Origin of the sequence: Streptomyces sp. NBC_00335, assembly GCF_036127095.1 — a bacterium.
Lineage (GTDB): Bacteria > Actinomycetota > Actinomycetes > Streptomycetales > Streptomycetaceae > Streptomyces.
Genome location: NZ_CP108006.1, coordinates 8,184,662 through 8,211,660, shown reverse-complemented (window position 1 = coordinate 8,211,660; position 26,999 = coordinate 8,184,662). Strand labels below are relative to the sequence as shown.

Here is a 26,999-nt window from a genome sequence, read left to right as displayed (position 1 = left end):
TCGCTCATCGTCATCCGGGTGGGGACGTACCGCTACATCTCCGGATCAAGCGGGTGACAACCGGCGTATCTCCTGGGCTTGGCCGACGATCGGGGGCATAAAAGAGTGCAATCCCCCCACACAGAATTCAGGAGCTCGCAGCTGATGGAAGACACGGCAGATGTTCGCGTACCGGTTCTCGTCGTGGGCGGCTCCCTCGTGGGTCTGTCCACCTCGCTGTTCCTGAGCCGTCACGGCATCAGGCACCTGGTAGTGGAGAAGCACGCCGGCACCTCCGACCACCCGCGCGGGCGCGGTATCAACGCCCGGACCATGGAGTTGTTCCGGGTGGCCGGGGCGGAGGGCGCCATCCGGCAGGCGGCGTCCGCGCTGGAGAACAACATGGGCATCCTGCAGACGGAGTCCCTGCTCGGCGGCGACCACAAGTGGCTGGTCAAGGCCATCGACCCCTCCGGAGCGCTCAGCAAGTTCAGCCCGACCGGCTGGTGCGTGTGCAGCCAGAACAACATCGAGCCGATCCTCGCCGCGCAGAGCCGCGCCCAGGGCGCCGACGTGCGGTTCTCGACCGAGCTGATGAGCTTCGACCAGGACGAGACCGGGGTGAACGCGCTGGTCAAGGACCGGGAGACCGGTGAGCACATCACCGTGCGGGCCGACTTCCTGATCGCGGCGGACGGCCCGCGCAGCCCCGTGCGCGAGCAGTTGCGCATCCCCCAGACGGGCAGCGGCGAGCTGTTCCACAACGTCAGCGTCACCTTCCGGTCGCGGCAGCTCGTCGAGGTGCTGGGCGACCTGCGGTTCATCGTCTGCTACCTGATGAAGCCGGGTGCGGACGGGGCGCTGCTGCCGGTCGACAACGACACCCAGTGGGTCTTCCACCTGCCGTGGCACCCGGACCAGGGGGAGACCCTGGAGGACTTCACGGAGGAGCGGTGCAGGGAGCAGATCCGGGCCGCCATCGGCGTACCGGACCTGGACGTGGAGATCGGCGGCAAGGCCCCCTGGCACGCGGCGGAACGGATCGCCGAGCAGTACTCCTCCGGTCGGGTGTTCCTGGCCGGCGACGCGGCCCACGAGATGTCCCCCACCGGCGCGTTCGGCTCCAACACCGGCATCCAGGACGCGCACAACCTGGCGTGGAAGATCGCGGCGGTCCTGAACGGATCGGCGGGCACGGGACTGCTGGAGACCTACGGGGCCGAGCGGCACCCGGTGGCCGTGGCGACCGCGCAGCGCGCCTCCGCCCGTTCGGCGGAGCACAGCCACCCCGGGTACGCGCCGCCGCCCACGATGGGCGGCGGACCGGGCAGCGGGGTCCTGACGACGGCGATGGCCTACGCGTACCCGAGCGGCGCCTTCGTCGGCGGGTCTCCGGACCGGCCCGTCATCCCGGAGGGGATGCGCATGACGGGCGACCCCGGTACGCGGGCCCCGCACATGTGGCTGACGCGGGCCGACGGCGAGCGGGTCTCCACGCTGGACCTGTACGAGCGTGCCTTCGTGCTGCTCTGCGGTGCGGGCTCGCCGTGGCGGGCGGCCGCCGACCGGGTGGCCGAGCGGCTGTCGGTGAAGCTGGACGCTTACGCGATCGGGGCCCCGGGCGCCCCCGGCACCGATCTGGTGCAGGAGGAGGGATCCGACTGGAGCGGGGTGCACGCCATGTCCCCGGAGGGCGCCGTGCTGGTACGCCCCGACGGGTTCGTCGCGTGGCGTTCGCAGGGTCCGGTGGCCGATGCCGAGGCCGCGCTGTCCGAGGCCCTGTCGACGGTGCTGCGCCGGTCCTGACCGGCCCGTACGCCAAGTGGTCCCCCTGCCGCCGGCCCGTAAGCGGGCCGGGGGCAGGGGCGTTCATGGGGGCTGCGGCCCCGTGCCGGTCCGCGTCAGGCGCAGGCCCAGCAGCCCGCCCAGCAGCCGGAGCCGTGGTGCGCGGGGCGCCGGCGGCGGGCGGCCCCGGCGGGGGCCGTGCCCGTCCCGGGGGCCGATTCGGCTCCGACGGAGTTGCGGCGGGCGAAGCAGGCGACGACCACCGCGATCGCGGCGAGTTCCTCGGGGGCGGCCACGCCCTTCTCCACACGGATCAGGCTGGCCATCGGGGGCGTCTGGGCTATCGGAGCATCCTTCAGCATCGGCTCGGCCTCTCGCACAGGCGGAAAGCAGGACCCCCCTCGCGGAATCCGAGGACTCCGGACGCTGCCGACGCTAGCGGGGCGCGACACGCCCGGCACGCCGGGCAGTTGCGCGAAACCCCAGGTCGCAGCCGCACCGACCGGGTGACGTCGGGCTCGCGGAGGTCGCACGCTGATTGGGCCGTCGGAGTGGCGGGCCCCCGGAAATCCCGGTGCGGACGGCTCGGAGTCCCCCCTAGGCTGACGGGATGAGCACCCGCACCTTCCGCATCACCGTCCGGGGGTCCTTCGACGGCCTCACCGAAGAGCAGCGCGCCGCGCTCCTCGCGGACGCGGACCGGCACGACATGCTGACGGCCGAGTTCACTCCCGAGGGGCACCTCACGTACGACGTGGCGGCCCGGCCCTTCTTCACCTTCCGCTTCCTGGCCGAGGGCGAGGCCGAGGAGGACATCCTGGACGCGACCGCTCACGCCGAGCTCGCGGCGGAGACCTGGCTGACGGAGCACGGGTACGGCTTCAAGCGGCTCAGCTCCCAGGCCCAGGACCTCACGCTGGCCCCGATGAGCAAGCGGCAGCGGCAGGCGGCCGCGCGAGGGGACTCCTGAGCGGGAGTTCCGCGCGGCCGCCCGTGGGGAGCGAGCCGGGCCGGTTCAGCGGGCCGGGCACTGCTTCCAGGAGAAGTGGTAGACGCTGTTGATGCTGCCGTCGGTGGAGTCGAGCGCCATGTAGCTGGTCGTCGCCGGGTCCGAAGTGCCGACCTCGGCGCGCAGCTCGGTATTGATGTTGAAGTTGCGCTGTTCGCCGCAGGGGGCGAAGACCAGCGCCTCGATGCCCGTGGTGTCGGAGGCCTGCCAGTTGTCGTCGAGCTTGCCGAGGAACTTGTGGGTGCGGGAGTCGGTCTGCTTCATGCCCTGGAAGTAGTAGCTGGCCTTCTGGGTGCCGACGGCGCCCTTCTGGAGGCTGCCGAATCCCCGGTAGTCGACCTGGGCGACGGCGTAGGTGAACCCCTGCGGGACGTGTACGACCAGGGAGAGCAGACAGTTCTTGCGGCCGTCGGTCGGGGCGCTGTTCCCTCCCGCCATGGCCAGGTACTCGCTGTAGGTGACGGTGAAGGCCGAGTTGTCCTCGGCCACGGCGACGGTGGCGCTGCCCGGCCGGCACCCCGAGCCGTTGACCGTGGCGACGTCGACGGTCACCCGGTCCTCCGGCGCGGTGGGGGCCCCGGGGCCACCCGCCGCCCCGGCGGCGGAAGCGGGCAGGAGGGTGAGGAGGCCGCCGGTCACGAGGACGGCGCCGAGCGCGGTGCGCAGTGTTCTGATCACCCGGCCATGGAATCGGTCCGTACCGGGCCGGTCGGGGAACGGGTGCGCGACCTCACTCCGATGGCCGGGCCCTTTCACCGCAGAAACGTCTCGTCAGGGACTCCGGAGGGCCGAACGGCTCATCGGCAGGACGTCGAGCACGTCGGATCACCCCATTCATCCCGTTATTTCCTATGCTGAGCGCCCTACGGAACCGCCCGCGCCGAGGAGCCCCATGCGCCGCCTGCACCGGTCCGCCCTGCTCTCCGCGACCGCGGTCGTCTCCGCCCTCGTGCTCGCGACCGCACCGGCCGCCGCCGGGGCGCCGGGACACGGCACGGACGGCGGGGGCGGGGCGACCGGCGCCGCCCACGGCCATGCGGCCGATGCCACCGGTACGGCCGGTACGGCCGGGGGGACCGACCCGGCCGAGGCCGCCGTGATCGGGGCCGGCCACGCGCGCGCCCACGCCGAGCTGCGCCGGGCGGCCAAGGGCGCCGTGGAGTACCCGCAGTCCCGGCGCGACGCGAGCCTGGCCTCGCTCACCGGCTCGCAGGCCGAGGCCAACTCCGCTTTCAAAGCGGCGGTTTCGGGACGGTTCGCCGAGTACTTCCCCTCCCCCGACTTCGGCGTGCACGTCGCCCAGCTGCCCACCGGCAAGGTTCTGCTCTTCTCCTTCTCCCGGGTGGAGACCGACCCGACCAAGGAGACCGGGCCCACGGACCGGATCGGACCGACGAACGCGGGCCGCGCCTACCTGTGGGATCCGGCGAAGGGGACGGGCGCGCGAGCGTTCAAAAAGGTCACCCCGCCCATCGTGCTGATGCCCGACGGTACGCACGCCCCGCGCCCGGCGCCGTTCTTCTGCGCCGGGCACTCCTTCCTGCCCAACGGGATGCTGGGCGTGTTCGGCGGCAACACGGGCGGGAAGGGCGGCAGCGGTGCGAAGCTGTCCTTCGTCTTCGACCCGTGGACCGAGGGCTGGTACCGCAACCGCGATATGGCGGTGGGCCGTTGGTACCCGTCGGTGGTGACCGGCGCGGACGGCCGCCAGATCATCATGTCGGGCCAGTCGGAGCGCGGCACGGGGACACCGACCCCGGTGGTGGAGCGGTTCCCCGCGCCGGGGCAGCCGGTGCCCTGGCGCCCGTACGACATCCCGCTGGACCTCTCCGTCCAGCGGATGCGCTCGGACGCGCCGTTCCGCAACGACTACCCGCACCTGTTCTCGCTGCGCGACGGCATGATCTACGGCCTGGGGCGCGACGCGGACCAGCAGTGGCTCTTCGACCCGCGCACGCAGTCCCGTACGGACCTGCCCAGACGGCCCGCCGATTTCCGGGGCTACGGCTCCGCCGTGCCGCTGCCGGCGGGGTTCCGCGGACCCGATTCGGTGCTGGTGCTGGGCGGGGACCCGCTCGACCCGAACACCTACCGGCTGTCGGGCGGCGCCTGGACCACACAGGAGCCGCGCGCCTTCGGCCGGACCCAGGACGACACGCTGATCCTGCCGGACGGCACGCTGCTGACGGTCAACGGGGCCAAGGACACGAGGGATTACGGGTTCGGGCCGTTCAACCCGAAGGCCGATCTGAAGTTCCGCCAGACCGAACTGCGGGGCGCCGACGGCCGGTGGAGGCTCGGCCCGGCGCAACGGCTGCCGCGGGGCTACCACTCCAACGCCCTGGTGCTGCCGGACGGCCGGGTCATGGTCACCGGGGACGAGCTCCAGCAGATCGCCAACGACCCGGACATCAAGGACGGGATGGACGGCTCGATCGAGATCTACGAGCCCGCCTACCTGCACCGGGGCGCCCGGCCCGTACTGGACCGGGTCCCGGCGGGCGAGATCGCCCACGACGCGGAGTTCTCCGTGGAGAGCTCGACGGCCGCCGGCGTACGGCGGGCGGTACTGCTGGCGCCGACCACGGTCACCCACGCGGTGAACACCAGCCAGCGCCATCTGGAGCTTCGGATGACCGGCGTCCGCGGCCGCACGATCGGGCTGCGGGCGCCGGCCACTTCGGCCGACGCCCCGCCCGGTTACTACATGCTGTTCCTCCTCGACGCGAAGGGTGTCCCCGGTACGGCGAGGTGGATCAAGCTCGGCAAGCGGTGAAACCGCCTGCCGCTAGCCGCCGTTGATCAGGAACTGCGATCCCGGCTCGATCAGGATGTTGCCCTGGGCGGATCCGGTGATGGTGACGTTGGACAGGATGGCGTTGCCGCGCGCTCCGCCCATGGCCAGGATCCCGGAGCCGTTGTTGGACTTGTCGATGGTCACGTTCGTGATCTTGACGTCGGGCATGACCCCGCCGCCGGTCTTGAACTGGATCCCGTCGTAGGTGGAGTCGTGGATGTCGGTGTCGCGGATGACGACGCCCGGGATGGGCAGGTTCGACGGGAACAGGGTGATCGCGCCGAACTCCTGGTCCTCGTTCCAGAACGCGCCGCCCGTGCGGAAGAGGCCGTTGCCCGCGATCAGGGTCTGCCCGGAGAAGGGCAGCGGGTCGTGGTCGGTCGCCAGCATGATGCCGGGGTAGTTCATGGTGTCGTAGATCAGGTTGTTCTCGATGGTGTTGCCGTAGCCGCCGTACAGGGCGATGCCGTTGGCGCGCCACGGGAGCTGGATGGTGTTGTTGCGGAAGTGGTTGTCGTGGCCGATGTCCACCGACTGGTCCTTCACGTACTTGCTGGACCACACCGCCAGGGCGTCGTCACCGGTCGTGCGGAAGGAGGAGTTGAAGACGGTGGAATTGCGGGTGCCGTTGGCGAAGTTGATGCCGTCGGCGTAGGTGTCGCGGATCCGCATGCCGTTGAACTCGATGCCGTCGCCCGGGCCCCACAGGGCCGGGATGTTGTCGTAGTCGCGGCCGACCCAGACGCCGACGTTGGCGTGCTCGATCCACACGTTGGTGATCTTGGTGTTCTTGCCGAAGCGGCCGTTGAGGCCCACGCCGCCCTCGGCGTTGCCGTCACCGCCGCGGATCCGGCCCGATCCGAAGATCGCGATGTCGGAGATCTGCGTGTTGTCGTCGATCTCGAACCCGAAGTTGCCCTCGTGCGGGTGGTTGATGCCGCCGGCGTCCTGCGGCTGGGTGAGCGTGTAGAGCTGGGAGTGCCACATGCCCGCGCCGCGGATGGAGACGTTGCTGATGCCCACCTGGTTGAACTGGCCGCGGTTCAGCGGGTCGTCGGTGAGGATCTTCTGCTCCTGGCGCCACTGGCCCTGCGGGATCCAGACGCAGGCGATCTGCCCGTTCTGGTCGGCCGTCACGGCCTTCTGGAGGGCGAGCGTGTCGTCGATGCCGTCGTTCGGGATCGCACCGTAGTCGGTGATCGAGGTGCACTCGGCGGGCTTGGACGCCGCCGGGGCCACCTGCTCCAGGTCGATCAGGTCGATGACGTAGTACGAGGCCGTGTCGCCGGCGTCGCGCTGGAGGCGGAAGGTCGTGCCGGGCGGGTAGCTCTGCGCGAGCAGGGCGTGGGACTCGTCGAAGAGCCTGCGGGCGTCGCCGCCGGGGGTGTTGGTCAGGCCCTCGGGGCTGTCGGTGCTGCCGTAGAGCCAGCTGTGCTTGGAGGAGAGGGTCAGCTTCTGGGCGAAGCTGCCGTTGACGTACAGGCTGATGGTGGCGTCCGCGCCGCCGCCGTTCGCGGCGTCGGGCACCGAGTTGCGCACGACGATGGAGTTGGCCTGGTTGGTGGAGGTGAACTGCACGTACTGGCCGGCCGAGGAGAGGCGTACGGACTCGCGGCCCGAGGACTCGGTGGCGAAGTTGGTGTGCCCGAAGGTCCGCTTGGCGTCGCTCTGCAGCAGGGTGCCGGTGTAACTGCCGGCCTCCGCCTCGTACTCGGTGTACGGGAGCGCCGCCCCGCGGCCGACGACCACGGCCCGGGAGTGGCTGTTGTTGTTCTCGTTGGTCTCGGCGACGAGGCCGGTCGCGTCGGCGGTGGCGGTGAGGGTGGCTCCGCCGCTGACCGCCGTCCAGGTTCCGTTGATCGGCACGTTGACCGTCGCACCGGCGGCGATCGCCGGAGTGGGGCCGTTCAGGGTGGTGGAGCCGGCGACCAGCCGGGTGATGCTGCCCGCGCTCACCGCGGCGGTGCCCCGGTTGCGGACGGCCACGGTGAAGGAGACCGGGGCGCCCACGGCCGGGTTGGCCGGGTTGGTGGTGAGGGAGAGGGTTTCCAGGTCGGGGCCCGGCGCCTGGCCGACGACGAGCTTCGCGGCGGCCGTGCGGCTGTTGTTGGTGTCGTTCTGCTCGGGGACGGTCCCGGCCGGGTCGACGACGGCGGAGACCGTGTAGCTGCCCATCGGCCGCTTGCCGACGGCGACCGGGACGGTGACCGAGGCTCCGGCCGCGAGGGCGCCGACCGGGGCGCTGCCGGCGGCCGCGCCTTCGAGGCTGACGTTGACGGTGGTGGCCGGGGAGGCGACCGAACCGGCGTTGCGGACGGTCGCGTTGACCGTGACGGCGTCGCTCTCGGAGGGGGCGGCCGGGGACCAGGCGAGGTCCGTGACCGTCAGGTCCGGGTTCGGGGCGGCGGCGCCGATGACCTGGAACTCGGCGGCCTGGCCGCCACCGGCTCCGGTGTTGCCGGAGAACTTCAGCTGGACGTCGGCGAGGCGGCCGGTGACGGGGACCGTCACGGTGTTCTGGTTGCCGCCCGGGCTGAACGCGTAGTCGGCACGGGCCTTCAGGGTGGTGAACCCGCTCGCCGACTGCTCCCGGCCCAGGACCTCGAAGCTCTGGGTGCGGTTGCCCCAGGCGGGGTCGGGGTTGAGCTTGAGGACCACTCCGGTGACGTCGGCGTTGGATCCGAGCTTCACGGTCAGCGTGGACTGCTGGCCGCCCGCCTCCCAGTAGCTGGTGACGCTGTCGTCGTTGGCGTTGGCCGCGACGAACGACTGGGTGGTGGAGGAGGCCTCGATGGGCTTGCCCTTGGCGAGGTTCACGCCGACGGGGGGCGGGGTACCCGGGTCTCCGGGATCGCCGGGGTCACCGCTGCCGTCGGCGGAGTACACCTCCAGCTCGGATATCTGCGCGGCCTGCCAGCCCGTGTTGGCGGTGACGCTCACCCGTACGTAGCGGACCGTCGCGGCGGTGAACCCGATGGTCACCGCGTTGGACTGGGCGGGGTTGAACACCCGTCCCGCCGAGGCGGACAGCGTGGTGAAGGTGTTCCCGTCGGTGCTGCCCTGCACGGTCAGCGTCTCGGTGCGCGTCTCCCACGGGGCGGGCAGCTTCAGCACCACCTGGTCGACGGCGACGCTGCTGCCGAGGTCCACCTGCACCCACGTGGGGAAGGCGCCCGAGGGCCCCTCCCAGTACGAGCCCTGGTTGCCGTCGGTGACTCCCGGGGCCCCGTACCCGCCGAGGGACCCGCTCGCGGAGACCGCCTTGCCCAGGGCGAGGTTGGGTCCGCCCGCCGCCGCGGCGAGGCCGACCGGCAGGAGTCCGACCGACATCAGTCCCGCTACCACCGTGCCGGCCACCATCAGCCGGCCGCCTTGCTTCCATCTCATGCTGTCCTCTGTTCCATGAGGGGACCGGCCCGACGCAGCCGCGCCTGCCGCAAACTTGCGTAGCGTTATTAATTTTTTGAGTGATCTGATCGCAGTTATGCGGCCATGGCGCCACAGGTTTCTATCAGATGACGACTTTGTCAACGCTTCACGCACAGAGGGGAGTTCGGATCACCCTCGGGCCGGCCCGGCTCCAGGTGGCCGAAAGCCGCGTCCGGGGCACGCCGCGGGTCCGCGAGATCGGGAACCCCCAGGACGAAGCGGGCCAGAACGCGCACCGAGCCGCGTCATGAACAGGAACGCCCGGCACCGGATCCGGGCCGAAGGGGTCGCGCCCGCCGAAGAAGGCGCGCTATGCCGGGTGAGTCCGGCCGGGCTCCGCCGGGGCCGGGGCGAGCCGGACAACCGCCGCTCGGCCGGCACTGCGCAGCAGGGCCTCACGCGCTCCCGTCAGCAAGACGGCGTCGTACGGGCCCAGCTCGGCGGAGCCGTCGACCTCGGCCGTTCCTTCCAGGGCGACGATCAGCAGGCTCTCGCCGGGCCGGACGGCGAGCGCGAGGTCGCCCCGTACGACGGCGGTGTCGGCGCTCACCACTCCCCGGCGGTACATCACGTTGAAGTTCACGACCGGCCCGGCCAGCAGCCGGCAGTCGGTCGGCTCGTCGCCGGGGAACCGCTGGGGCTCGTACCGCCGGTCCACGAGGCGTCGTACGCCGCCGATCGAGAGGTCCATGCCGGCGCCCTCCGCGAGGGTGAGCGTGCGGTCGATGCCGGGGAACACGGAGAAGGCGCCGTCGGCGGTGACCTCCGCCAGGCTGATCCGCCAGCCGAAGTCGTCCATCCCGGAGCCCTCGGGTCCGGCGGCGATCTCGCGGGTCACTCCCCCGCCGTTCTTCCACCGCGCCGCCGGCCGGTCGGCCGCCCGCAGGATCCGGGTCGGTTCTTCGCTGGTCATGGCACCCTTCCGGGCCCGGGAGATCCTTTCCGGGCCCGGTCGAGCCTATCCGGGCGCCTCGGGCCTACGACGGCGCGGGGACGCCCGCCGGCAGCCGTTGTCGCGCCGCAGGGGCCGGGAGGAGAGGGTGCCGACGCCCTTGGCCACGGCACTAGCGGTCAAGGGTGCGGTCTCTTGAACGGTCGAAGCCGCCCCCGGGACCTGCCGCGTGTGCGGCCGGACCCGGGGGCGGCCCGGTGGGAGCAGCGCTCCGCGGTGATGCGGTGCGGACCGGTCAGGCGTCGGCCTTCGCGGCGGATGCCGCAGTGGCCGTCGGCTCGGTTGCCGCAGGTGCGGGCCCTGTCGAGCCGGCCACCGGTGCGGCGGCGCCCGTGGCCGCCGTGCGCGGGCCGTGTGCCCCGCGCAGGCCGATTCCGCTGATGACCGCGACCAGGCCGAAGGCCACCGCGCCGATGGCGAAGGTCAGGGTGAATCCGGATTCGGCGGGGAGCGCCGGGACACCCGCCGGGAGGTGTTCGATCGTCTTCGACGCCAGGATGGTGGTCACGATGGCGCTGCCGATCGCGCTGCCGGTGGAGCGGGAGATCGAGTTGATGCCGTTGGCGATGCCGCTCTGGTGGTGCGGAACGCTCGCCATGATCACGGCCGGCATGGCCGCGTAGCCGAAGCTGACGGCCGCGCCGACGATGAGGCCGGCGCCGATCACCGAGGCGCTGTGCCCGTGGTCCAGGGCCAGCCAGCCGAAGCCGGCGGCGCCGAGGGCCGCGGCGACCGCCAGGGCGGCGCGCGGACCGCGGTGGCGGACCAGCTGTCCGCCGATGGGCGAGGCGAGGAGCGAGACGATCGCGCCGGGCAGCAGGAACTCCACGGAGGCCCGCAGGATGGAGGCGTCGAAGCCGTAGCCGGTCAGGGCCTTGGGCATCTGGACGAGGTAGGAGACGCCCAGGAAGTTCGCGAACATGCCGAAGCCGACGAGGATGCCGGCCAGGTTGGCCATCAGGACCGGACGGTGGACGAACATCCGCATGTCGACGAGGGGCTCGCGGACCTTGAGCTCGGTCAGCACCCAGACGGCGGTCATGACGACGGCGCCCGCGAAACTGCCCAGCGTGCGGCCGGAGGCCCAGCCCCACTCGTGGCCCTGGGAGATCGGCAGCAGGAGCAGCAGCAGGGCGATGCCCAGGGTGAGCGCGCCGAGGAAGTCCGTACGGCCGCCGGTCTTGTGCCGGGTCGCCGGGACGAGGAAGACGACGGCGAGCAGCGCGAGCACGGCGAAGCCGGTGGCCATCCAGAAGGCGTTGCGGTAGTCGGCGTCGCTGCCGGAGGTCAGCAGGCCGGTGGCGACGAGCGCGAGGCCGCTGCCGAAGGCGAGGGTGCCGCTGACCAGGGCCATCGCTCCGGGGAGCTTCTGGGGGCGGACCTCTTCGCGCAGCACCGAGAGTGCGAGCGGGAAGATCGCGGTGGCGGCGCCCTGGAGGACCCGGCCGAGGAGGAGCAGGGGAAGGGAGGACGCCAGGGCGGCGATGACGGAGCCCGCGACCATGACGCCGAGTACGGCCACCAGCGTCGGCTTCTTGCCGTGCTGGTCGCCGAAGCGGCCCAGCAGGGGGGTGAAGACGGCGGCGGACAGCAGGGTGGCCGTGGTCACCCAGCTGACGTTGGCGGTGGTGGTGCCGAGATCGCTGCGGATCAGCCCCAGGATCGGGACCGGGAGCGTCTGCATCATCGACACGACCATGGCGGCCAGGCTCAGCGCGAAGACGATGACCGTCTCGTTCTGGCGGCCGCCGGCCTGGGTGGTGGCGGAGGGGGTGGTGCTCATGGCAGGGGGGACCTTTTCAGTGCTTCAGATCGCAGATGTTTGACGTCATCAAGTACTTCGACTCCAGCAGACGGTAGACCTCAATAGTTAAGGTGGTCAAGTAAAAGGTTGATAATGTGAAACACCTTGAGTACGCTCCGAGCATGAGCGCCACCACCCCCCACGCCGTCCCGACCAAGCTGGAGCTGCTGGAGCTGCTCGCCGCGATCGGCACCGCCCAGTGGCGGGACTTCGCGGCGGCCGCCGCGCACCACGGCCTCACCTCCACCCAGGCGAAGGTCCTCGCCCAGCTGAACGGCCCGCTCCCCATGCGCGGCCTCGCCACCCTGCTGGTCTGCGACGCCTCGAACGTGACCGGCATCGTGGACCGGCTGGAGGCCCGAGAGCTCGTCCGCCGCGAGCCCGACCCCGCGGACCGGCGCGTCAAGAACGTCGTGGCCACGGACGCGGGCCGCGAGGTGATCCGCCGGGTGCGCGAGGAGATGCAGGCCACGCACGGCGCCCTCGACGTCCTGGACGACACGGAGCGCGCGACGCTCCACGCGCTGCTGGAGCGGCTGCGGCCGACCCTGGAGAAGGACGCCTGAGGCCGGGTCCGAGCAGCTCGGACGCCACCCGGACGCCGCTCGGACACCCCCCGGACGCCACTCCGAAGCCGCATCTCCCGAACGCGTTGGCCAGGGGAAACACCACCTGACAGACTGCAACGGCTTCAGAACAATCCAGGAGGACGCATGTCAGAAGAATCAGACACCCCGCAGAACGAATCGCCGGCCGAGGAGGCCAAGCGGAAGTTCAAGGAGGCCCTGGAGCGGAACGCCGCCAATGCCCAGTCGCAGCAGGCCCACCAGAGCCGGGCGAAGATCCAGGGCGCCGGCGGCAACCCCGGGGGCAAGAACAAGAAGGTCCGCCGCAAGACCGGCTGACCGCGGCGGCGTCGCGTCTGCGCGACACCGCCCCTGCCGGCCCCGACGGGGTCCGGGACCCGCACACGGTCCGGATCCGGTCGGGGGCGGCACCCCCCAGCGCACGGGGCGCGAACCCGGGGCGCACGCGCACGTACGCGCCCGGGGATCTGGATCCGCCCGCCTGTCGACGTTGGGTCAATCGGCCGACGTCCGACCGCACCGGTGGAGTGCAAGGTTGGGCCACTCGGGTGATGGGTGATAACCCCCGGTGTCCACGGCAGTTGAGCAGCTCGTCCCGCCGAGGGCAGCTATCTCATGCGACAGTGCGACAGAAGAAGGATCTCCCACATGCTCAAGAAGTTCATGGCCACCGCAGCCGCCACCGCCGCCGTTCTGGGTGCCGGTGCCGCCGTAGCCTCCCCGGCGATGGCGATCGGCAACGACAACGGCGTCAACACGGTCAACGGCAACGAGTCCTCGCAGCTCTACGGCAACCAGGAGACCGCCGGCGCCATGAGCCCGCAGATGTCCGCCATCCAGGGCTCCCTGAACAAGCTCTGCGTCGGCCTGCCCGCGAAGGTCAACGCCCAGTCGATCCTGGCCCTGGTCAACATCGGTGTCCAGGACATCCCGATCGCGTCCAACCCGCAGAACCAGCAGTGCGCCGAGAACTCCACCCAGGCCAAGGGTGACGAGACCGCCTCGCACATCCTGGACAACATCCCGGTCCTCTCCGGCAACCTCTCCGCCGGTAGCTGACCCCGAAAACCCCAAGAACGCAGCGCCGGTGCACCGCCCTTCGGGGCGCGGCACCGGCGCTTCGTTTTGGTCTAGACCTTGACAGGTCCAGACCATCCTCGCTTCAGTGGGCGCAGTTGTCCCTTCCCGTTGCCCCCCACGGCAACTCCCCCCACTGAAGGAGAACTTCCGTGATGCGCACCCTGCACCGACGCGCCCTCTCGCTGGCCGCCACCGCGGCCGTCGCCCTCGGCCTCGCGATCGCCCTCCCCTCCTCCCCCGCCGCCGCGGCGCCCGCATGCGCCGGCGCGTGGGCGACCTCGGCCGTCTACACCGGCGGCATGAACGCCTCGTACGGCGGCCACAACTGGCAGGCCAAGTGGTGGACCCAGGGCGAGACCCCCGGCACCACCGGCCAGTGGGGCGTCTGGTCGGACCAGGGCGTCTGCGGAGGCGGGACGACCCCGAACCCGGACCCGACCACCCCCAACCCGTCCGGATTCGTGGTCAGCGAAGCCCAGTTCAACCAGATGTTCCCGAACCGGAACCCCTTCTACACCTACAACGGCCTGGTCGCGGCCCTGTCCGCCTACCCCGGCTTCGCCACCACCGGCGACGACACCGTCAAGCGGCGCGCGGCGGCGGCCTTCCTGGCGAACGCCTCGCACGAGACCGGCGGACTCGTGCACATCGTCGAGCAGAACACCGCCAACTACCCGCACTACTGCGACACGAACCAGCCCTACGGCTGTCCCGCCGGCCAGTCCGCCTACTACGGGCGCGGGCCCATCCAGTTGAGCTGGAACTTCAACTACAAGGCGGCCGGTGACGCCCTGGGCATCAACCTCCTGGCCAACCCCTACCTGGTGGAGCAGGACCCGGCCGTCGCGATGAAGACCGCGCTCTGGTACTGGAACACGCAGAACGGCCCGGGCACGATGACCGCCCACGCCGCCATGGTCAACGGCGCCGGCTTCGGCGAGACCATCCGCTCCATCAACGGCGCCCTGGAGTGCAACGGCGGCAACCCCGCGCAGGTGCAGAGCCGGATCAACACGTACCAGAGCTTCACCCAGCTCCTGGGCGTGACCCCGGGGAACAACCTGAGCTGCTGAGCCGGGCCGGCCCGGCCTCGGTCACCGCGTGCGCAGCGTGGTGGCCAGCTGGGCCCGGGACCGGACGTCGAGCTTCTGGTAGATCCGGGTCAGCCGGGCCTCCACGGTCTTGACGCTGACGAAGAGCTTCGCGGCCGCCTCCTGGTTGCTGGCGCCCTGGGCCACCAGCACCGCGAGGCGGGTCTCCGCCTCCGTGAGGGCGGCCAGGGGCCGGGCCCCTGCGCCGCCCTCGCATCCGGACGGGGACGGCTCCCGCGCGAGCTCCGCCCACGGGGTCGCACCGGCCCGGGTGAAGGCCTCGGCGGCCGCCGTCAGTGCGGCGCGTGCGGGTGCGCGCCGCCGGCGGCGGCGCTCCACCCGGGCGAGGGCGAGCAGCGTACGGGCCCGCTCCAGGGGCAGTTCGAGCCGCTCGAAGCGCTCGGCGGTGTCCTCCAGCAGGGCGACGGCCGCCTCGGCGTCGCCGTGCGCGGACAGGCACAGCCCTCGGGCCCGGTCGAGGGCGGCGATGACACTGGTACGGCCGAGTGCGAGGGCCGTCGTACGGGCCCTGGCCTGCACCTCGGCGGCCTCGTCGGGCGCGTCGGCGGCGACCAGGGCTTCGGCCAGCTCTCCGTGCCAGCGCAGGATCGAGGGGTCGACCACCTGCTGGGCGGCTTCCAGGTCGGCCACGCGGCGCAGGGTGGCGACGGCCTTCGCGGCCTCGCCGGTGGCCAGCTCGACCAGGCCGAGCACGTACAGGCCGCGGGAGAGGAAGACCTGGTCGTGCTCCTCCTCGGAGGCCTGGATGCCGCGCCGGGCATATCCGGCGGCGCGTGCGAAGCCTCCGCCCATGGCCTCGGCCAGGGCGGTGAGGTACCAGGCGGGGCCGGGCGAGAGGCCCGCCTCGACGGTCAGTTCCAGGGCGTCGCGGGCGTGCGCGGTGGCCGCCGCGCACCTGCCCCGGCGCAGTTCCACCTCGGTGAGGCTGCGCAGCACCTCGAAGACGTCCTCGGCGGATCCGGTGCGCCGTACGGCGGGCAGCAGCACGAGCAGCTGGCGCCGGGCGTCGGCGTTCCGGTCGTCGAAGAGGGCGTGGCGGACGGCGAGGTACTGCGGGGCGTTGCGCATGCCGAGGGGTACGTCGGGGGCGGGCAGGGCCAGGGCCTCGGCGAGGATCTCCTCGGCGTCCGGGTCCCCGAGGATGCGGCCCATGCGGGCCCGTACGGTCAGCGCCATGGCTTCGGCGACCTGGTCGCCGCCGCTGCGGGCCAGTACGCCGGCCTGCGCGGCGGCGTCGCGGGAGCGGACGGGGTCGCCGTCGCTGAGGTTGTGCTTCCAGGCGGTCCGCAACCGGACGGCGGCCTGGAGGGCGGGGTCGCCCTCGGCGTCGGCCTCGGCGTACGCGAAGGTCTCGTCGAGGGCCCCGAGGGCCTGGCCGGCGGCGTCGATGACGGCGAGGCGGGCCCGCACCCGGTCGCCGGGCGAGGCGTCGCGGGCGAGTACGGCGCGGGTGGCGCGGCGGGCGAGGTCGGCGCGGCCGGCCCAGCCCGCGTCCTCGGCGGCGGCGACGAGCCGGGCGAGCTCCTCTCCGGGCAGGTGGCAGGGGGTCCGGTCGGCCGCGAGCAGGCCGAGTTCGGCGGCCAGCGCCCGCTGGCCACGGCGCCTGCAGGAGGCGGCGGCCTCGGTGACCTCGGCGGCGAGCGCCTGGTCGGGGGCGTCCACGGCCAGCGCGCGGTGGCGTACGGCCTGGACGGGGTCGTCGACGGCGGCGGCGAGCGCGGCGTGTCCGGCGGCGCGTTCGGGCCAGCCCGCGTCGGCGGCCAGCGCGGTCGGCAGGGCCCCGGCCGTGAACCGGATCGTGCCGTCCTCTTCTACGGTGACCAGCGCGGCCCGCTCGGCCACGGTGAGCTCGGCCTCCGCGTCCAGGCGGCCGGCCCGGCGCAGCAGCGCGGTGGTGGGGCGCGCGGCGAGGGCGGCGTAGAGCAGGGTGCGCCGGGCCTGGGCGGGCACGACTCCGATGAGCCGGCGGGCCACCTCGCGGGCCTGGCCGGAGACGGGCAGCGGATCGGCGTGGTGGGCGCCGCCCTCGCGGGACCCGGCGGCTTCGGCGAGGGAGTGGCCCAGCGCCAGGGCCAGGCGCGGGTTGCCTCCGCTGGCCTGGTGGATCCGGCCGGCGAGGCGGGCCGGGAGCCCGCGGCGCACCAGCAGCTCGGCGACCTCGTCGGTGCCGAGCGGGGGCACCCGTATCTGGGGGGTGTCCGGTCCCCACAGGGCCTCGCAGAGCGGGGCTCCGCCCTGGACGCATTCGGCGGCGAGGACCCGTACCCGCGGCGGGGTCAGGCGCAGGGCGAAGCGCAGCAGGTCGGTGCTCTCCGCGTCGAGCCACTGGGCGTTGTCGAGCGCGAGCAGGACGGGGCCGCGGGCGGCGAGGGTGCGCAGCACCTCGACGACGGCGAGGCGCAGGGCGACGTGGTCGCGGCCGACGCGCGGTGCGTCGGTTTCCCGCCGCAGGAGGGCGATGGCGGTGCGTTGCGGTCCGGAGAGGCGTTCCAGCGCGTCGGCCGGGACGGAGGCGAGGAGGGCGGCGGCGGAGGCTTCGGGTATCCACCGGTCGGCGGCTCCGGGGGCCAGGCGCAGCACGGTCTCGTGGCGCAGCGCGGCTGCCTCGGTGAGGGCGTGCAGCACCTCCGTCTTGCCCGAGCCGGCGGGCCCGGTGACCAGGGCGCGTCCGTGCGTGGTCAGCGCGCGGTCGACCGCCTTGATCAGTTCACCGTGTCCGACGGTCGTGTCGGCGTGCCCCGTCGCCACCACCACGCACAGCACCAGCCTCTCGCTTGCCCGTTCCTGTGCCCTTCCTGTGAGACGCGACAATACGAGGTCGGATGCCCGGCGGGCCCGGATTGTGACGCAGAATTCAGTCACGTGACATGAAAACCCGCCCGGCCTGCCGATACGCGGTGTATCGGGAGGTCGGGCGGGCTGTTGGTCCGTACTATCGCCCCGTCAGGCCGAGTTGGGCCGCGGTGCGGATCGGGCTCCGGAGGTCGGACTCAGGGGGCCGGACTCAGAAGGTCAGGTTCCAGGAGTCGATCTTGCCGGTGTCGCCGCCGGCGTTGTCGTTGACGCGCAGCTTCCAGGTGCCGTTCGCGACCTCGGAGGAGGCGTTGACGGTGTAGACCTGGTTGATGTTGTCGGCGCTGCCGCCGGTCCGGTTGTGCACCGTGTAGACGGTGCCGTCGGGGGCGACCAGGTCGACCTTCAGGTCACCGATGTAGGTGTGGACGATGTTCACGCCGACCTTGAGGGTGGCCGGGGCGTTGCCGGTGACACCGGTGACGGTGACCGGGCTCTCCACGGTGGTGTTGTCGCCGATCGCGAAGTCCGTGGTGTTCTCGAAGCCCGGGGTGGGCGGGGTCGAGGTCACGGCGGCCACGGCCGCGGCGGCGTCGGCGAGGCCGGTGCCGCAGCCGCCGGTGCAGGTGCCGGCCAGCGGGCGGGTGGTCGTCTTGATCGCGGACTCGATCTGGGCCGGGGTCAGCGCGGAGTTCGCCGACTTCAGCAGGGCGGCGAGGCCGGCGACGTGCGGGGCGGCCATGCTGGTGCCCTGGTAGGGCTCGTAGTTCTCGGCGCCGGGGGTGGTGGCGCCGGTGTTCAGGGTGGACCAGATGCCGTTCTCGGGCGTGGTGATGGTGCCGGGCGTGTCGGTGGCGCGGCGGGTCTCACCGCCCGGGGCGGCGACGTCGATGATCGCGCCGTAGTTCGAGTAGAAGGAGCGGTCGCCGGTGCGGTTGCTGGCGGCGACGTTGATCACGTTGTTGCAGCTGGCGGGCGAGAAGCCGGCCGCGTCGGAGTTGCTGTTGCCGGCGGCGACGACGACGGTCGTGCCGCGGCCGACGGCGGCGTTGATGGCGTTCTGGTACGTGGCGGTGCAGGCACCCGAGCCGCCGAGGCTCATGTTGATGACCTTGGCGGGGGTGGCGTTGGCCGGGATGCCCGCCACGGTGCCGCCGGAGGCCCAGGTGATGGCGTCGACGATGTCCGAGGTGGCACCGCCGCACTTGCCGAGCACGCGGACGGGCTGGATCTTCGCGCCGTACGCGATGCCCGCGACGCCCTTGGAGTTGCTCGTGGCGGCGGCGATGGTGCCGGCGACGTGGGTGCCGTGCCAGGAGGAGTCACTGGCCTTGGAGCCGGTGCCGCACTCGCCGGCCGCACTCCAGTCACCCTGGTCGGCCGGGTTGTTGTCGCGGCCGTTGCCGTCGCGGGCGGCGGTGGAGCTGGCGATGAAGTCGTAGCCCGCGACCACGTTGGCGGCGAGGTCGGAGTGGGCGACGTAGCCGGTGTCGATCACGGCGACCGTGACGCCGGAGCCGGTGGTCGTGTCCCAGGCCGCCGGAACGTTCATGCCGGCGGTGGGCTCGAAGAGGTCCCACTGCTTCGCGTACTCGGTGTCGTTGGGGGTGACGGCGAGGGCGTAGGCGCGGGAGTCGGCCTCGACGTAGGCGACGTCGGGGTCGGCGCGGAACTGGGCCATGACGGCGGCGGCGTCGGCCGGGGCGCCGAGGGTGACGAGTGCGGCTCCGGTGCCGAGGCGACGCTCGAAGGCGGCCTTCTTCGAGGCCTTCTTGCCCTTGGCCGCCACGTCGGCGGCGGCGGCGGAGTTGGAGCCCGCCTCGGCGGCCGAAGCCTTGTACCCGACGATGAGGTTCTCGACGGGGGCCGCGGCGGCGGGGGCGCCGGCGGCCGGGAGGGTCTGCGAGCCGGGGGCGGGATCCGCGGCGGACAGCGCCAGAGAGGTGGTGGCGGAGCCGGCGAGCAGGGTGACGGACATCGCCACCACGGATATGAGCCTGCGTCGTCTGGATGCGTGCACGGTGTTCCCTTTCGCGGGCCGCCACAGGATGCGCCGGGACGGCCGGTTGGTGCAGTGTGGGAGGTTGACCGGCGGCCGCGGGACCGGAACGGGCTGGTCAAACCCGCCCGGCCACCGCTGCTGCACACCACGTCGCCCGCCGCAGCGTCGGGGCTGGGCAACGGTGGCACCGACGAAGAACCGAACGTCCAGCTTCACGCCATGTGGGGTGGGCGCGGGGGCTGTTCGGACGGGGAGGATCGCCGGTGGGCAGACAGTAGGCAAAGCGGCGATGAACGCGATACGGGGAAAACCCTTGTCCACACCCTGCCGGGGCCGCCGTAGGGTGGCCGGACCCCGGCGGGCCGGCGGCAAACGGCCGTCCGGAACGGGGAAATGAGGAGGTCGGGTACGTGGCAGAGCTCTATCCGCCGGTCGAGCCCTTCGACAAGGGGATGCTCGACGTCGGCGACGGAAACCTCATCTACTGGGAGGTCTGCGGCAATCCGGACGGAAAGCCCGCTCTCGTCGTGCACGGCGGCCCGGGATCGGGGTGCACCGAGAAGGCCCGGCGGCTCTTCGATCCCGCACGCTACCGGGTGGTCCTGTTCGACCAGCGGGGATGCGGCCGCAGCACCCCGCACGCGAGCGATCCGGCGACCGACATGCGGCACAACACCACCGGCCACCTGGTCGCCGACATGGAACGGCTGCGCGAGCACCTCGGCATCGACCGCTGGCTGCTGTACGGCGGCTCGTGGGGCTCCACCCTGATCCTGGCCTACGCCGAGCGGCACCCGGAGCGGGTCTCCGAGATCGTCATCGCGGCCGTCACCACCACCCGGCGCTCGGAGATCGACTGGCTGTACCGCGGCGCCGGCCGGTTCTTCCCCGAGGAGTGGGAGCGCTTCGTCGCCGGATCCGGCGTCCCGCGCGACGGCGACCTCGTCGGGGCCTACGCGCGTCTGGCGGCCGACCCCGACGAGGAGGTGCGGGCGAAGGCCACGGCGGACTGGTGCGCCTGGGAGGACGCGGTGCTGTCCGGGGAGACGAAGGGCGCCTCCCTGCCGTACACCGGCCGGCCGCCGGCGGCCCGGGTCGCCCTCGTCCGGATCTGCTCGCACTACTTCTCGCAGGGTGCGTGGCTGGAGGAGGGCGAGCTGCTGCGCGATGCCCACCGGCTGGCCGGCATCCCGGGCGTCCTGATCCACGGCCGGCTCGACATGGCCGGCCCCCTCGGCACGGCCTGGGAACTGTCCCGGGCCTGGCCCGGCGTGGAGTTGACCGTGGTGGAGGAGGCGGGGCACATGGGCGGAGCGGCCACCCTCGACCACGTGCTCGGCGCCCTCGACCGGTTCGCGGCCGGCGGCTGAGAGCCGCGCGGGTGTGCCCCTCGGGTGCGCCCCTCAGACGAGACCCCCGGACGAGACCCCCGGACCCTGCCCGGCTCAGGCGCTCGGCGGGTCCGACGGCGGGTTGAGCCTGCGGAAGTACGTCCAGCTGGTCTCGTTCGGCTCCGTCCACTTCTCGGGGGCGTGGGCGAACTCCGGGTGGCGGGCCGCGATGTACGCGCGGGTCCGCTCCGGTACCTCCGCGTGGGAGGCCAGCTTGCGGCCCCGGCAGTGGAAGGCGAGCCCGCCGGGACGAGGGCCCTGTTCCATCCACGGGAGCCAGGGCGACATCCGGGTCCAGGACATGGTGGACGGGACGCTCGGCGCGTCGGTGGCGAACACCGAGGCGGGGGCGAAGAACTGGAAGAGCTCCAGGGCCCGGTAGGTGTCTTCGGCCGAGTTCGCCGGGTACTGGGCGACGGGCAGCGGGGAGGGGTAGGCCAGCGGGATCTCCAGGCTGAAGCAGACCTGGTCGCCCAGTTCGGTCACGGGGACCGGGAAGGGACGCCACTTCTGGTTCGCGGGGTCGTTCCAGACGTGGACCACGGGCTTGTCCTCCCAGGTCTCCAGGATCTCCCGGGTCACCGGGTCCAGGTAGAACGCGGCCTCGCGGGTGAGGAGCCGGTAGGTCCCCGGCTCTTCGTCCTCCACCAGCCGGGCCACGTTGAGCCCTTCGAAGCCGAAGAGGCGTCGGTAGGGCTCACCGGGGGCCCAGGCGTGGACGTCGCCCGTCCACCAGAAGGTGACCTCGGCTCCGTCGAGGGAGGCGCGGGTACGGGCGAGGGCCTGCAGCAGGTCTTCTGGTGTCATACCCGGCCACTCTGCGCGGTCGGCCCGAAACGGGCAAGAAGGGGACCGGCCATGCGCGGCGGAAAAGCCTTTCCGCCGCCCGCCTCGCTCGAACTAGCTTTCGCCTCATGCCATCGACAGTTCGACTCCTGATCCTCATCACCACCCTTCCGGGCCGCGGCCTGGAGCAGATCGACGCCTACGAACGCCTCGCGCCCGTCGTGCGCGCCGAGGAGGGTTGCATCCGCTACGACATGCACCGGGTGAGCGGCGATCCCGACCGGTTCGCCCTCCTGGAGGAATGGTCCTCGCGGGAGGCGCTCGCCGCGCACGACGTCACCCCGCACATGATCGCGGCGGACGCCGCGAGCCCGGCGTTCCGTGCGGGACCCGCGGAGGTGATCGAGCTCGACGCGGCGCCGCTGGCTTAGTGGGCGCCTGGCCGATCAGGCCGGACCGAGGAGCTCGATCTCGCGGGCGGCGCGCGGGGAGTGGACGCCCCGGTTGAGGGCCTGCGCGTACCGCAGTTCGGCGGCAGCCTCCCGCTCGTGACCGCCGAGCCGGTACAGCCGGGCCCGTTCCACGTGCGTGAGCATGATCGCGCGTTCCTGCTGGGCCGGGCGGGAGGCCAGCGAGGCGTCCAGGGCCGCATGCGCCGCGGGATGGTCTCCGAGCAGGCCGAGGACCACCGCGCGCTTGAACTCCAGGGCGGCCGGGCGGTAGGTGTGGAAGGGATCCGGCTCCCCCGCCGCGGCCCCCTGCGCCAGGTCGGCGGCGTCGAGCCAGGCGAGGGCCTCGGCCCGATCCCCGAGGACCGCGTGCACCTGGGCCGCCTGGGCCGCGACGAAGGCCCGTACGGCGTCCGGCGCACGCGGGGCGATCTCCAGCGCCCGGCGCACGTAGGACAGGGCGACGGCCGGCTGGTTCTGGTCGAGCGCGTCCTGGCTGAGCATGCGCAGGGCGATGGCCTGGGTGGAGGGTTCCCCGGCCAGCTCCGCGAGGGAGGCGGCCCGGCTCAGGGTCCGCCGCGCCTCGGCGAAGGAGCACTGGTCTGCGTAACTGCGGGCCAGGAGCAGCACCGTGCGCGCCGCGTGGCCGATCTCCATGGCGGACAGGGACCTTTCGTCCCCGGTGGCGGTGAGGGCCGTACGGAAGGTGCTCTGGAGGTACGCGAGGAGTACGGGCGCGGTGGCGTCCCCGCCGAGGGCGTCGACCTGGCCGGTGAAGAAGTTCTCGGCGGCCCGGCGCAGTTCGGTGTGGGACAGGGCGGGGACCTGCCCGGCGTCGGGCCGGTCGCGCTGTTCGGGGACCCGGTGCGTCTCGCCGCCGTGACGGGGCCTGCGGTGCGGGTGCAGACCGGGCACGGTGGCGAGGAGCTCCGCCGCCAGGGCGTGGAGTCCGGGGGCCGGACCGCCGCCGGCGGGGTCGGCGCCCGGATGCGCCGGGGCGGTCTGGTGCGAGGCGGCCTGGTGCATGCCGGCGTGGTGCATGCCGATGTCGGCCGGGCCGACGGGCCGGTTCAGCCGGGCGGCGAGGATCTCGCAGAGGAGGCCGGGGACGGGATCGCGCGGGGTGCTGCCGCGCAGCCAGTGGGCGACCGAGGTGCGGTCGTAGCCGGTGGTGAGGCCGGCCGCCTGCGCGCTCGTGTTGAGGCGCCGGGCCAGGGCTTCGTAGGTCCAGCCGGTTTCCCTGATCAGGCGGTGCAGGAGGTGGTTGGCAACGGGCACGGCGGTGGTCCTTCCTTGCGATGCGGGTCGCTCGAGAAGGTTGCTTTGCCGTATGAACAGTCAAACGGGGGCAAAGGTTGCGGTCCCCGGCCCGCGGGGCCCGCGCGTGCAACGCCTTCAACGGCATCCAGGCGCCGCTGGCCGGGCGACGACCCCCCGGCGACCGCCCTGCGGACGCCCGGTTGACGCAGGCGGGGGTGGGCGGCAACCGTGACCCGCATGGGGAACGAACGCCGACTGCTCACGCTGCTGATCTGCCTGGTACTGGGCTCCGGGCTGACCGCCGCCGTACTGGGAGCCGCGCGCGCGGGCGGGCCGCGTCCGCCGGCGGGTGCGGCCGGGCCCGCGCCCTCCGACTTCGTGGACTTCCGGGAGGTCCCGCCGGGGCCCGCCGAGCCCCCCGCGGCCGGTCCGCAGGCCTCCACGGGCCGGGTGTCGGTGGATTGCGGGCGCAACGAGGAGGGCCACTACAACGAGGACAACCTCGTCGTCTCCCCGGGGCTGCGCTCCGGCGCCCACCACACGCACGGCTACGTCGGGAACCTGTCCACGGACGCCTTCTCCACCGACGCCTCCCTGGAGGCGGCCGCCACCAGCTGCGCGGGCGGGGACCGTTCCACGTACTACTGGCCGGTGCTGCGCCGCACGGACCGGCAGGGCGACCGGCCGCACGAGGGATCCGCGGGCCACGGCAACGCGGGGACGATCCTGCCGGAGGCCGCGGTGTCGGTGGAGTTCCTCGGCAGTCCGGTGAGCAAGGTGGTGGCGATGCCCCGGTTCCTGAGCGCGATGACCGGTGACGCGGTGGCCTTCACCGCGGACTCCGACGCGGACGTGCGGGCCCGCTGGGGCTGTTCGGGCTCCCCCGACCGGTCCACCACCCGCTATCCGCGCTGTCCCGGGGGCGAGCGCCTCACCCGTACGCTCACCTTCCCGAGCTGCTGGAACGGTCTGGACACCAGCAGTCCCGGGCACCGCTCGCACCTGCGCTTCCCGGCGGCGAACGGGGTCTGCCCCGAGGACACCTTCCCCGTGCCGCGCCTGCGGATCTCCCTCGCCTACGACGTGCCCGCGGGGGCGCCGATCGCGCTGGACTCCTTCCCGGAACAGCGGCACAGCCCCGGGACGGACCACGCGATGTTCGTGAACGTGATGACCGGCCCGCGGATGGACGCGGTCGTGAACTGCCTCAACCAGGGCCGCGCCTGCCGGACCTGAGCGGCGGAGCGAACCGGCCACGGGCCTCCGGGTGACGCAGGTCACGTGAACCCGGTGCCCGTGCGCGGCGTGTTCCGAACGCACCAAAAGAGCGAGGAAGACGGAGAGGGTGAGATGGCCGGACCACTGTGGCCCCGCACTCGGCGGGGCTCGACCGACGAGGCATTGATCAAGTCCGTGTACGAGCAGCACGGTCACGCCCTGCTCGCGTACGCGACCCGGCTGACCGGGGACCGGGCCGCGGCCGAGGACATCGTCCAGGAGACCCTGATCAGGGCCTGGCGCCACTCCGAGGTCCTGGTGAACGGGAAGGGCTCCGTACGCGGCTGGCTGCTCACGGTGGCCCGCAACATCATCACCGACCGGTACCGGGCGAAGGCGGCGCGGCCTGCGGAGGTGTCCGGATCGCCGGCGCATCCGCCGGTGGAGGCGGACCACGCCGACGCGGTGGTGGACACGATGACCGTACTGGGGGCCCTGGACCGGTTGTCACCGGAACACCGGGACGTACTGACGGAGTTGTACTACCGCCAGCAGAGCGTCGCCGAGGCGGCGGACGCCCTCGGCATCCCGGCCGGCACGGTGAAATCGCGCTCGCACTACGCGCTCAAGGCGCTCAGAGAAGTCTTCAGGGAAAGCACACGCACGGGCAGCCCGTCTCCGCGGCCCGGCGGACTGCAGGAGGTGGTGGCATGAACGGGCAGAGGCACGAGGAGGAACTGCTCGGCCCGTACGTTCTCGGCGTCCTGGACGACGCGGAGGTCCGCCGGGTCGAGGAACACGTGGACGGCTGCGTGCAGTGCCGTCAGGAGGTGACGGCCTTGCGCGAGATGGAGGCGGCGCTGGGCGAGGTGCCCCCCGAGGCGTTCCTCGACGGTCCGCCGCAGGGCGGAGACCTGTTGCTCCAGCGCACCCTGCGCCAGATGCGCCAGGAGGTCGACGGGGCGCGGCGGCGCCGCACCGCGCTCACCGGACTGGCCGTGGCGGCCTCGCTGACCGCCGTCTTCTGGGCCGGTACGCAGCTGGGCGGCGGGAACACCGCGGTCGAGGCCCGGCCGCTGCCGACGCTCTCGGCTCCGCCGTCGCCGCCTGCGGCGGGCACCAAGGTGGCCTCCGCGACGGATGCGGGCACGGGCGCGCGGATGACCGTACAGGTGACGCCCGCGGCCAAGTGGGTGCGGGTGCACGCCGCGGTGACGGGGATCCGGGCGGGCGAGCGCTGCCGGATCGTCGTGGTCTCCCGGGACGGTACGCGCACCACGGCGGGCGGCTGGGTGGTGGGCACCGCGGAGCACGGCGAGGGCAAGGGCGCGGCGCTGGACGGCTCGGCGGCGGTGGACCCGGCGGACGTCCGGGCGGTCCTGGTCGAGAACGAGTCGGGCACGGCCTTCGTCTCGGTACCCATGCCCGCATGACGTGACGGAGCCCGGGAGCATGTCCAGCTCCCGGGCTCCAGCTTGCCACCCAATTGCGCACACCGACGGCGTTTAAGAGCCGCGGGTCATTCTGAGATCGACGTGTTCTGCCGTTGAACTACAGCGCCACGAGAGAGGCGCCGAAGGGACTTGAACCCCTATCCGTCGATGATCGCCCGCGCTCGGTCGATCCGGTGTTCGGCGGCGAATACTGAGACTGGAGCGAGAATCTGAGATTTACGGGGCCGCCTCTGCCGGCTTGGGCCACCCCCGCACGTGTGCGGGGGGAGGGATTCGAACCCCCAACTGACACCCCATGATCAGCTTCAACATCAGTTTCAGCTTGCGCTCATCGCGCACCCCCCGTTCGCGACGGGGGGCGAATGTGGGGCTACCGGAAGAGGTAGCCGAATACCGCGTCGCCGATGCGCTGGTCGGTGACCTCGGTGTTGTTCGCCTCCTCGCGGGCGAACTTCACGGACTGCTGGAGCTTCTCGACCCGGTCGAGGAGCTCGTTGACCCGCCGGGCGGGCAGCGCGCCGGAGAACTTCACGGTGGTCCAGTAACCGACCGCCACGTCCTCGTAGTACACCTCGACCTGCGCCGGGTGCTTCTCCGTGGCCTCGGCCTTCACGTGGTTGCGCGGGACCTTCTTCGTGCGGATGGTCCGCACCGGGTCCGTCTTCCACGCGTCCGTCGAGGGGTCCAGGTTCCACGACTCGGAGGCGTCGAGCACCGGCAGTTTGCGCACGAAGGTGTGCAGGTCGGTGAGCTGCTTCTCCAGGAACAGCAGGTACGGGACGGGCACCTGGGGCAGCAGGACCGTACCGTCGACCACCACGTCCGCGACCGCGGACCGGTTCGCCCAGTCCTTCGTCGCGGTCACGTCGAAGAGCCGGGTGAGCGTCGAGGCGGTCGCCCGCAGGGCGTCCTCGGCCTTGATCTGGACCCGGGTGGACTCGGGCGGGAGCTGCTCGCCCTCCTCGTCCTTGGGCTGGTAGGTCCGGGAGATGCCGGCCAGCAGGGCGGGCTTCTGCACGTCCTGGTGAGCCTGCGTGAGCTCCTGGAGGGCCTTGGACTTGACGCCCTTTTCGACTGCGATGATCTGATTCAGCTTCGGCACACGGCGAACC

The 26,999-nt window shown here is 72.3% G+C and carries 22 protein-coding genes; 12 read left to right on the top strand and 10 right to left on the bottom strand.

What is annotated here, in order from left to right; all coding sequences use genetic code 11:
* Positions 1-144 precede the first annotated feature (144 nt).
* Positions 145-1,785 carry an FAD-dependent oxidoreductase gene (locus tag OHA37_RS37085; RefSeq protein ID WP_266912165.1) on the top strand — a complete coding sequence of 547 codons (1,641 nt, stop codon included), beginning with the start codon at positions 145-147 and terminating at the stop codon, positions 1,783-1,785.
* A 95-nt stretch (positions 1,786-1,880) separates the two neighbouring features.
* On the opposite strand, the gene OHA37_RS37080 is transcribed toward OHA37_RS37085, so the two are convergent.
* The gene (locus OHA37_RS37080) at positions 1,881-2,090 is read right to left on the bottom strand and encodes an acyl-CoA carboxylase epsilon subunit (RefSeq protein WP_266912163.1); all 210 of its coding nucleotides are present in this window, start codon (positions 2,088-2,090) and stop codon (positions 1,881-1,883) included.
* Positions 2,091-2,374: 284 nt separating this feature from the next.
* On the opposite strand from OHA37_RS37080, the gene OHA37_RS37075 reads away from it, so the two are divergent.
* Positions 2,375-2,734, top strand: coding sequence for a DUF6204 family protein (locus tag OHA37_RS37075; protein WP_266912161.1), 360 nt, complete (start codon positions 2,375-2,377; stop codon positions 2,732-2,734).
* Between the two features lie 45 nt (positions 2,735-2,779).
* On the opposite strand, the gene OHA37_RS37070 is transcribed toward OHA37_RS37075, so the two are convergent.
* Entirely contained in the window at positions 2,780-3,451 is a 672-nt protein-coding gene (locus OHA37_RS37070; protein WP_443046269.1) for a DUF4360 domain-containing protein, read from the bottom strand.
* A gap of 214 nt (positions 3,452-3,665) precedes the next feature.
* Here OHA37_RS37070 and OHA37_RS37065 point away from each other — a divergent pair, with 214 nt between their 5' ends.
* Positions 3,666-5,549, top strand: a complete 1,884-nt coding sequence (locus tag OHA37_RS37065; RefSeq protein ID WP_266912159.1) for a glyoxal oxidase — start codon at positions 3,666-3,668, stop codon at positions 5,547-5,549.
* 12 nt (positions 5,550-5,561) lie between these two features.
* On the opposite strand, the gene OHA37_RS37060 is transcribed toward OHA37_RS37065, so the two are convergent.
* The 3 genes from OHA37_RS37060 to OHA37_RS37050 all read right to left on the bottom strand — a co-directional run bounded on the left by OHA37_RS37060 (position 5,562) and on the right by OHA37_RS37050 (position 11,734).
* Positions 5,562-8,957 (bottom strand): CARDB domain-containing protein, encoded by a 3,396-nt coding sequence (locus OHA37_RS37060; RefSeq protein ID WP_266912157.1) that lies wholly within the window; start codon positions 8,955-8,957, stop codon positions 5,562-5,564.
* 352 nt (positions 8,958-9,309) lie between these two features.
* Positions 9,310-9,912 (bottom strand): HutD/Ves family protein, encoded by a 603-nt coding sequence (locus OHA37_RS37055; RefSeq protein WP_266912155.1) that lies wholly within the window; start codon positions 9,910-9,912, stop codon positions 9,310-9,312.
* A 274-nt stretch (positions 9,913-10,186) separates the two neighbouring features.
* A complete protein-coding gene (locus OHA37_RS37050) occupies positions 10,187-11,734 on the bottom strand; it encodes an MFS transporter (protein ID WP_266912153.1) in 1,548 nt (515 codons plus the stop codon).
* Between the two features lie 143 nt (positions 11,735-11,877).
* On the opposite strand from OHA37_RS37050, the gene OHA37_RS37045 reads away from it, so the two are divergent.
* The 4 genes from OHA37_RS37045 to OHA37_RS37030 all read left to right on the top strand — a co-directional run bounded on the left by OHA37_RS37045 (position 11,878) and on the right by OHA37_RS37030 (position 14,495).
* A complete protein-coding gene (locus OHA37_RS37045; protein WP_266912151.1) occupies positions 11,878-12,321 on the top strand; it encodes a MarR family winged helix-turn-helix transcriptional regulator in 444 nt (147 codons plus the stop codon).
* A 147-nt stretch (positions 12,322-12,468) separates the two neighbouring features.
* Positions 12,469-12,660, top strand: a complete 192-nt coding sequence (locus tag OHA37_RS37040; protein WP_243333056.1) for a DUF5302 domain-containing protein — start codon at positions 12,469-12,471, stop codon at positions 12,658-12,660.
* A 330-nt stretch (positions 12,661-12,990) separates the two neighbouring features.
* Positions 12,991-13,401, top strand: a complete 411-nt coding sequence (locus OHA37_RS37035) for a rodlin (protein WP_266912149.1) — start codon at positions 12,991-12,993, stop codon at positions 13,399-13,401.
* 173 nt (positions 13,402-13,574) lie between these two features.
* Entirely contained in the window at positions 13,575-14,495 is a 921-nt protein-coding gene (locus tag OHA37_RS37030) for a glycoside hydrolase family 19 protein (protein WP_266913418.1), read from the top strand.
* Between the two features lie 21 nt (positions 14,496-14,516).
* Here OHA37_RS37030 and OHA37_RS37025 read toward each other — a convergent pair whose 3' ends face one another.
* Positions 14,517-17,288, bottom strand: coding sequence for a helix-turn-helix transcriptional regulator (locus tag OHA37_RS37025; RefSeq protein ID WP_266912147.1), 2,772 nt, complete (start codon positions 17,286-17,288; stop codon positions 14,517-14,519).
* A 250-nt stretch (positions 17,289-17,538) separates the two neighbouring features.
* Positions 17,539-19,305, bottom strand: coding sequence for a S8 family peptidase (locus tag OHA37_RS37020; RefSeq protein ID WP_266913416.1), 1,767 nt, complete (start codon positions 19,303-19,305; stop codon positions 17,539-17,541).
* 434 nt (positions 19,306-19,739) lie between these two features.
* Here OHA37_RS37020 and pip point away from each other — a divergent pair, with 434 nt between their 5' ends.
* Complete coding sequence (pip, locus tag OHA37_RS37015; protein ID WP_266912145.1) at positions 19,740-20,699, top strand: prolyl aminopeptidase; 960 nt, start codon at positions 19,740-19,742, stop codon at positions 20,697-20,699.
* 75 nt (positions 20,700-20,774) lie between these two features.
* Here pip and OHA37_RS37010 read toward each other — a convergent pair whose 3' ends face one another.
* Positions 20,775-21,527, bottom strand: a complete 753-nt coding sequence (locus tag OHA37_RS37010; RefSeq protein WP_266912143.1) for a DUF1838 family protein — start codon at positions 21,525-21,527, stop codon at positions 20,775-20,777.
* Between the two features lie 107 nt (positions 21,528-21,634).
* Between OHA37_RS37010 and OHA37_RS37005 the strand changes: the two genes are divergently transcribed.
* The gene (locus OHA37_RS37005) at positions 21,635-21,937 is read left to right on the top strand and encodes a putative quinol monooxygenase (RefSeq protein ID WP_266912141.1); all 303 of its coding nucleotides are present in this window, start codon (positions 21,635-21,637) and stop codon (positions 21,935-21,937) included.
* A 15-nt stretch (positions 21,938-21,952) separates the two neighbouring features.
* On the opposite strand, the gene OHA37_RS37000 is transcribed toward OHA37_RS37005, so the two are convergent.
* Positions 21,953-23,233: a tetratricopeptide repeat protein gene (locus OHA37_RS37000; protein ID WP_266912139.1), complete on the bottom strand. Its 1,281-nt coding sequence runs from the start codon at positions 23,231-23,233 to the stop codon at positions 21,953-21,955.
* Positions 23,234-23,452: 219 nt separating this feature from the next.
* On the opposite strand from OHA37_RS37000, the gene OHA37_RS36995 reads away from it, so the two are divergent.
* The 3 genes from OHA37_RS36995 (at position 23,453) to OHA37_RS36985 (ending at position 25,866) form a co-directional block, all read left to right on the top strand.
* Positions 23,453-24,451, top strand: coding sequence for a DUF1996 domain-containing protein (locus tag OHA37_RS36995; protein ID WP_266912137.1), 999 nt, complete (start codon positions 23,453-23,455; stop codon positions 24,449-24,451).
* 114 nt (positions 24,452-24,565) lie between these two features.
* Positions 24,566-25,147: a sigma-70 family RNA polymerase sigma factor gene (locus tag OHA37_RS36990; RefSeq protein WP_266912135.1), complete on the top strand. Its 582-nt coding sequence runs from the start codon at positions 24,566-24,568 to the stop codon at positions 25,145-25,147.
* Positions 25,144-25,866, top strand: a complete 723-nt coding sequence (locus OHA37_RS36985) for a zf-HC2 domain-containing protein (RefSeq protein WP_266912133.1) — start codon at positions 25,144-25,146, stop codon at positions 25,864-25,866. Before OHA37_RS36990 ends, OHA37_RS36985 begins: the two co-directional genes overlap by 4 nt.
* A gap of 391 nt (positions 25,867-26,257) precedes the next feature.
* Here OHA37_RS36985 and OHA37_RS36980 read toward each other — a convergent pair whose 3' ends face one another.
* Positions 26,258-26,989: a DUF7873 family protein gene (locus OHA37_RS36980; RefSeq protein WP_266912131.1), complete on the bottom strand. Its 732-nt coding sequence runs from the start codon at positions 26,987-26,989 to the stop codon at positions 26,258-26,260.
* Positions 26,990-26,999 lie beyond the last annotated feature (10 nt).

Excerpts from the sequence above, each read along its gene's own strand:
- OHA37_RS37060 (WP_266912157.1), bottom strand. The coding sequence starts at position 8,957 with ATGAGATGGAAGCAAGGCGGCCGGCTGATGGTGGCCGGCACGGTGGTA.
- OHA37_RS37045 (WP_266912151.1), top strand. The coding sequence starts at position 11,878 with ATGAGCGCCACCACCCCCCACGCCGTCCCGACCAAGCTGGAGCTGCTG.
- OHA37_RS36990 (WP_266912135.1), top strand. The coding sequence starts at position 24,566 with ATGGCCGGACCACTGTGGCCCCGCACTCGGCGGGGCTCGACCGACGAG.
- OHA37_RS37075 (WP_266912161.1), top strand. The coding sequence starts at position 2,375 with ATGAGCACCCGCACCTTCCGCATCACCGTCCGGGGGTCCTTCGACGGC.
- OHA37_RS37050 (WP_266912153.1), bottom strand. The coding sequence starts at position 11,734 with ATGAGCACCACCCCCTCCGCCACCACCCAGGCCGGCGGCCGCCAGAAC.
- OHA37_RS37030 (WP_266913418.1), top strand. The coding sequence starts at position 13,575 with ATGCGCACCCTGCACCGACGCGCCCTCTCGCTGGCCGCCACCGCGGCC.
- OHA37_RS37085 (WP_266912165.1), top strand. The coding sequence starts at position 145 with ATGGAAGACACGGCAGATGTTCGCGTACCGGTTCTCGTCGTGGGCGGC.
- OHA37_RS37020 (WP_266913416.1), bottom strand. The coding sequence starts at position 19,305 with ATGTCCGTCACCCTGCTCGCCGGCTCCGCCACCACCTCTCTGGCGCTG.
- OHA37_RS37080 (WP_266912163.1), bottom strand. The coding sequence starts at position 2,090 with ATGGCCAGCCTGATCCGTGTGGAGAAGGGCGTGGCCGCCCCCGAGGAA.
- OHA37_RS36995 (WP_266912137.1), top strand. The coding sequence starts at position 23,453 with ATGGGGAACGAACGCCGACTGCTCACGCTGCTGATCTGCCTGGTACTG.
- OHA37_RS37035 (WP_266912149.1), top strand. The coding sequence starts at position 12,991 with ATGCTCAAGAAGTTCATGGCCACCGCAGCCGCCACCGCCGCCGTTCTG.
- OHA37_RS37040 (WP_243333056.1), top strand. The coding sequence starts at position 12,469 with ATGTCAGAAGAATCAGACACCCCGCAGAACGAATCGCCGGCCGAGGAG.
- OHA37_RS37005 (WP_266912141.1), top strand. The coding sequence starts at position 21,635 with ATGCCATCGACAGTTCGACTCCTGATCCTCATCACCACCCTTCCGGGC.
- OHA37_RS37055 (WP_266912155.1), bottom strand. The coding sequence starts at position 9,912 with ATGACCAGCGAAGAACCGACCCGGATCCTGCGGGCGGCCGACCGGCCG.
- OHA37_RS36985 (WP_266912133.1), top strand. The coding sequence starts at position 25,144 with ATGAACGGGCAGAGGCACGAGGAGGAACTGCTCGGCCCGTACGTTCTC.
- OHA37_RS37010 (WP_266912143.1), bottom strand. The coding sequence starts at position 21,527 with ATGACACCAGAAGACCTGCTGCAGGCCCTCGCCCGTACCCGCGCCTCC.
- OHA37_RS37065 (WP_266912159.1), top strand. The coding sequence starts at position 3,666 with ATGCGCCGCCTGCACCGGTCCGCCCTGCTCTCCGCGACCGCGGTCGTC.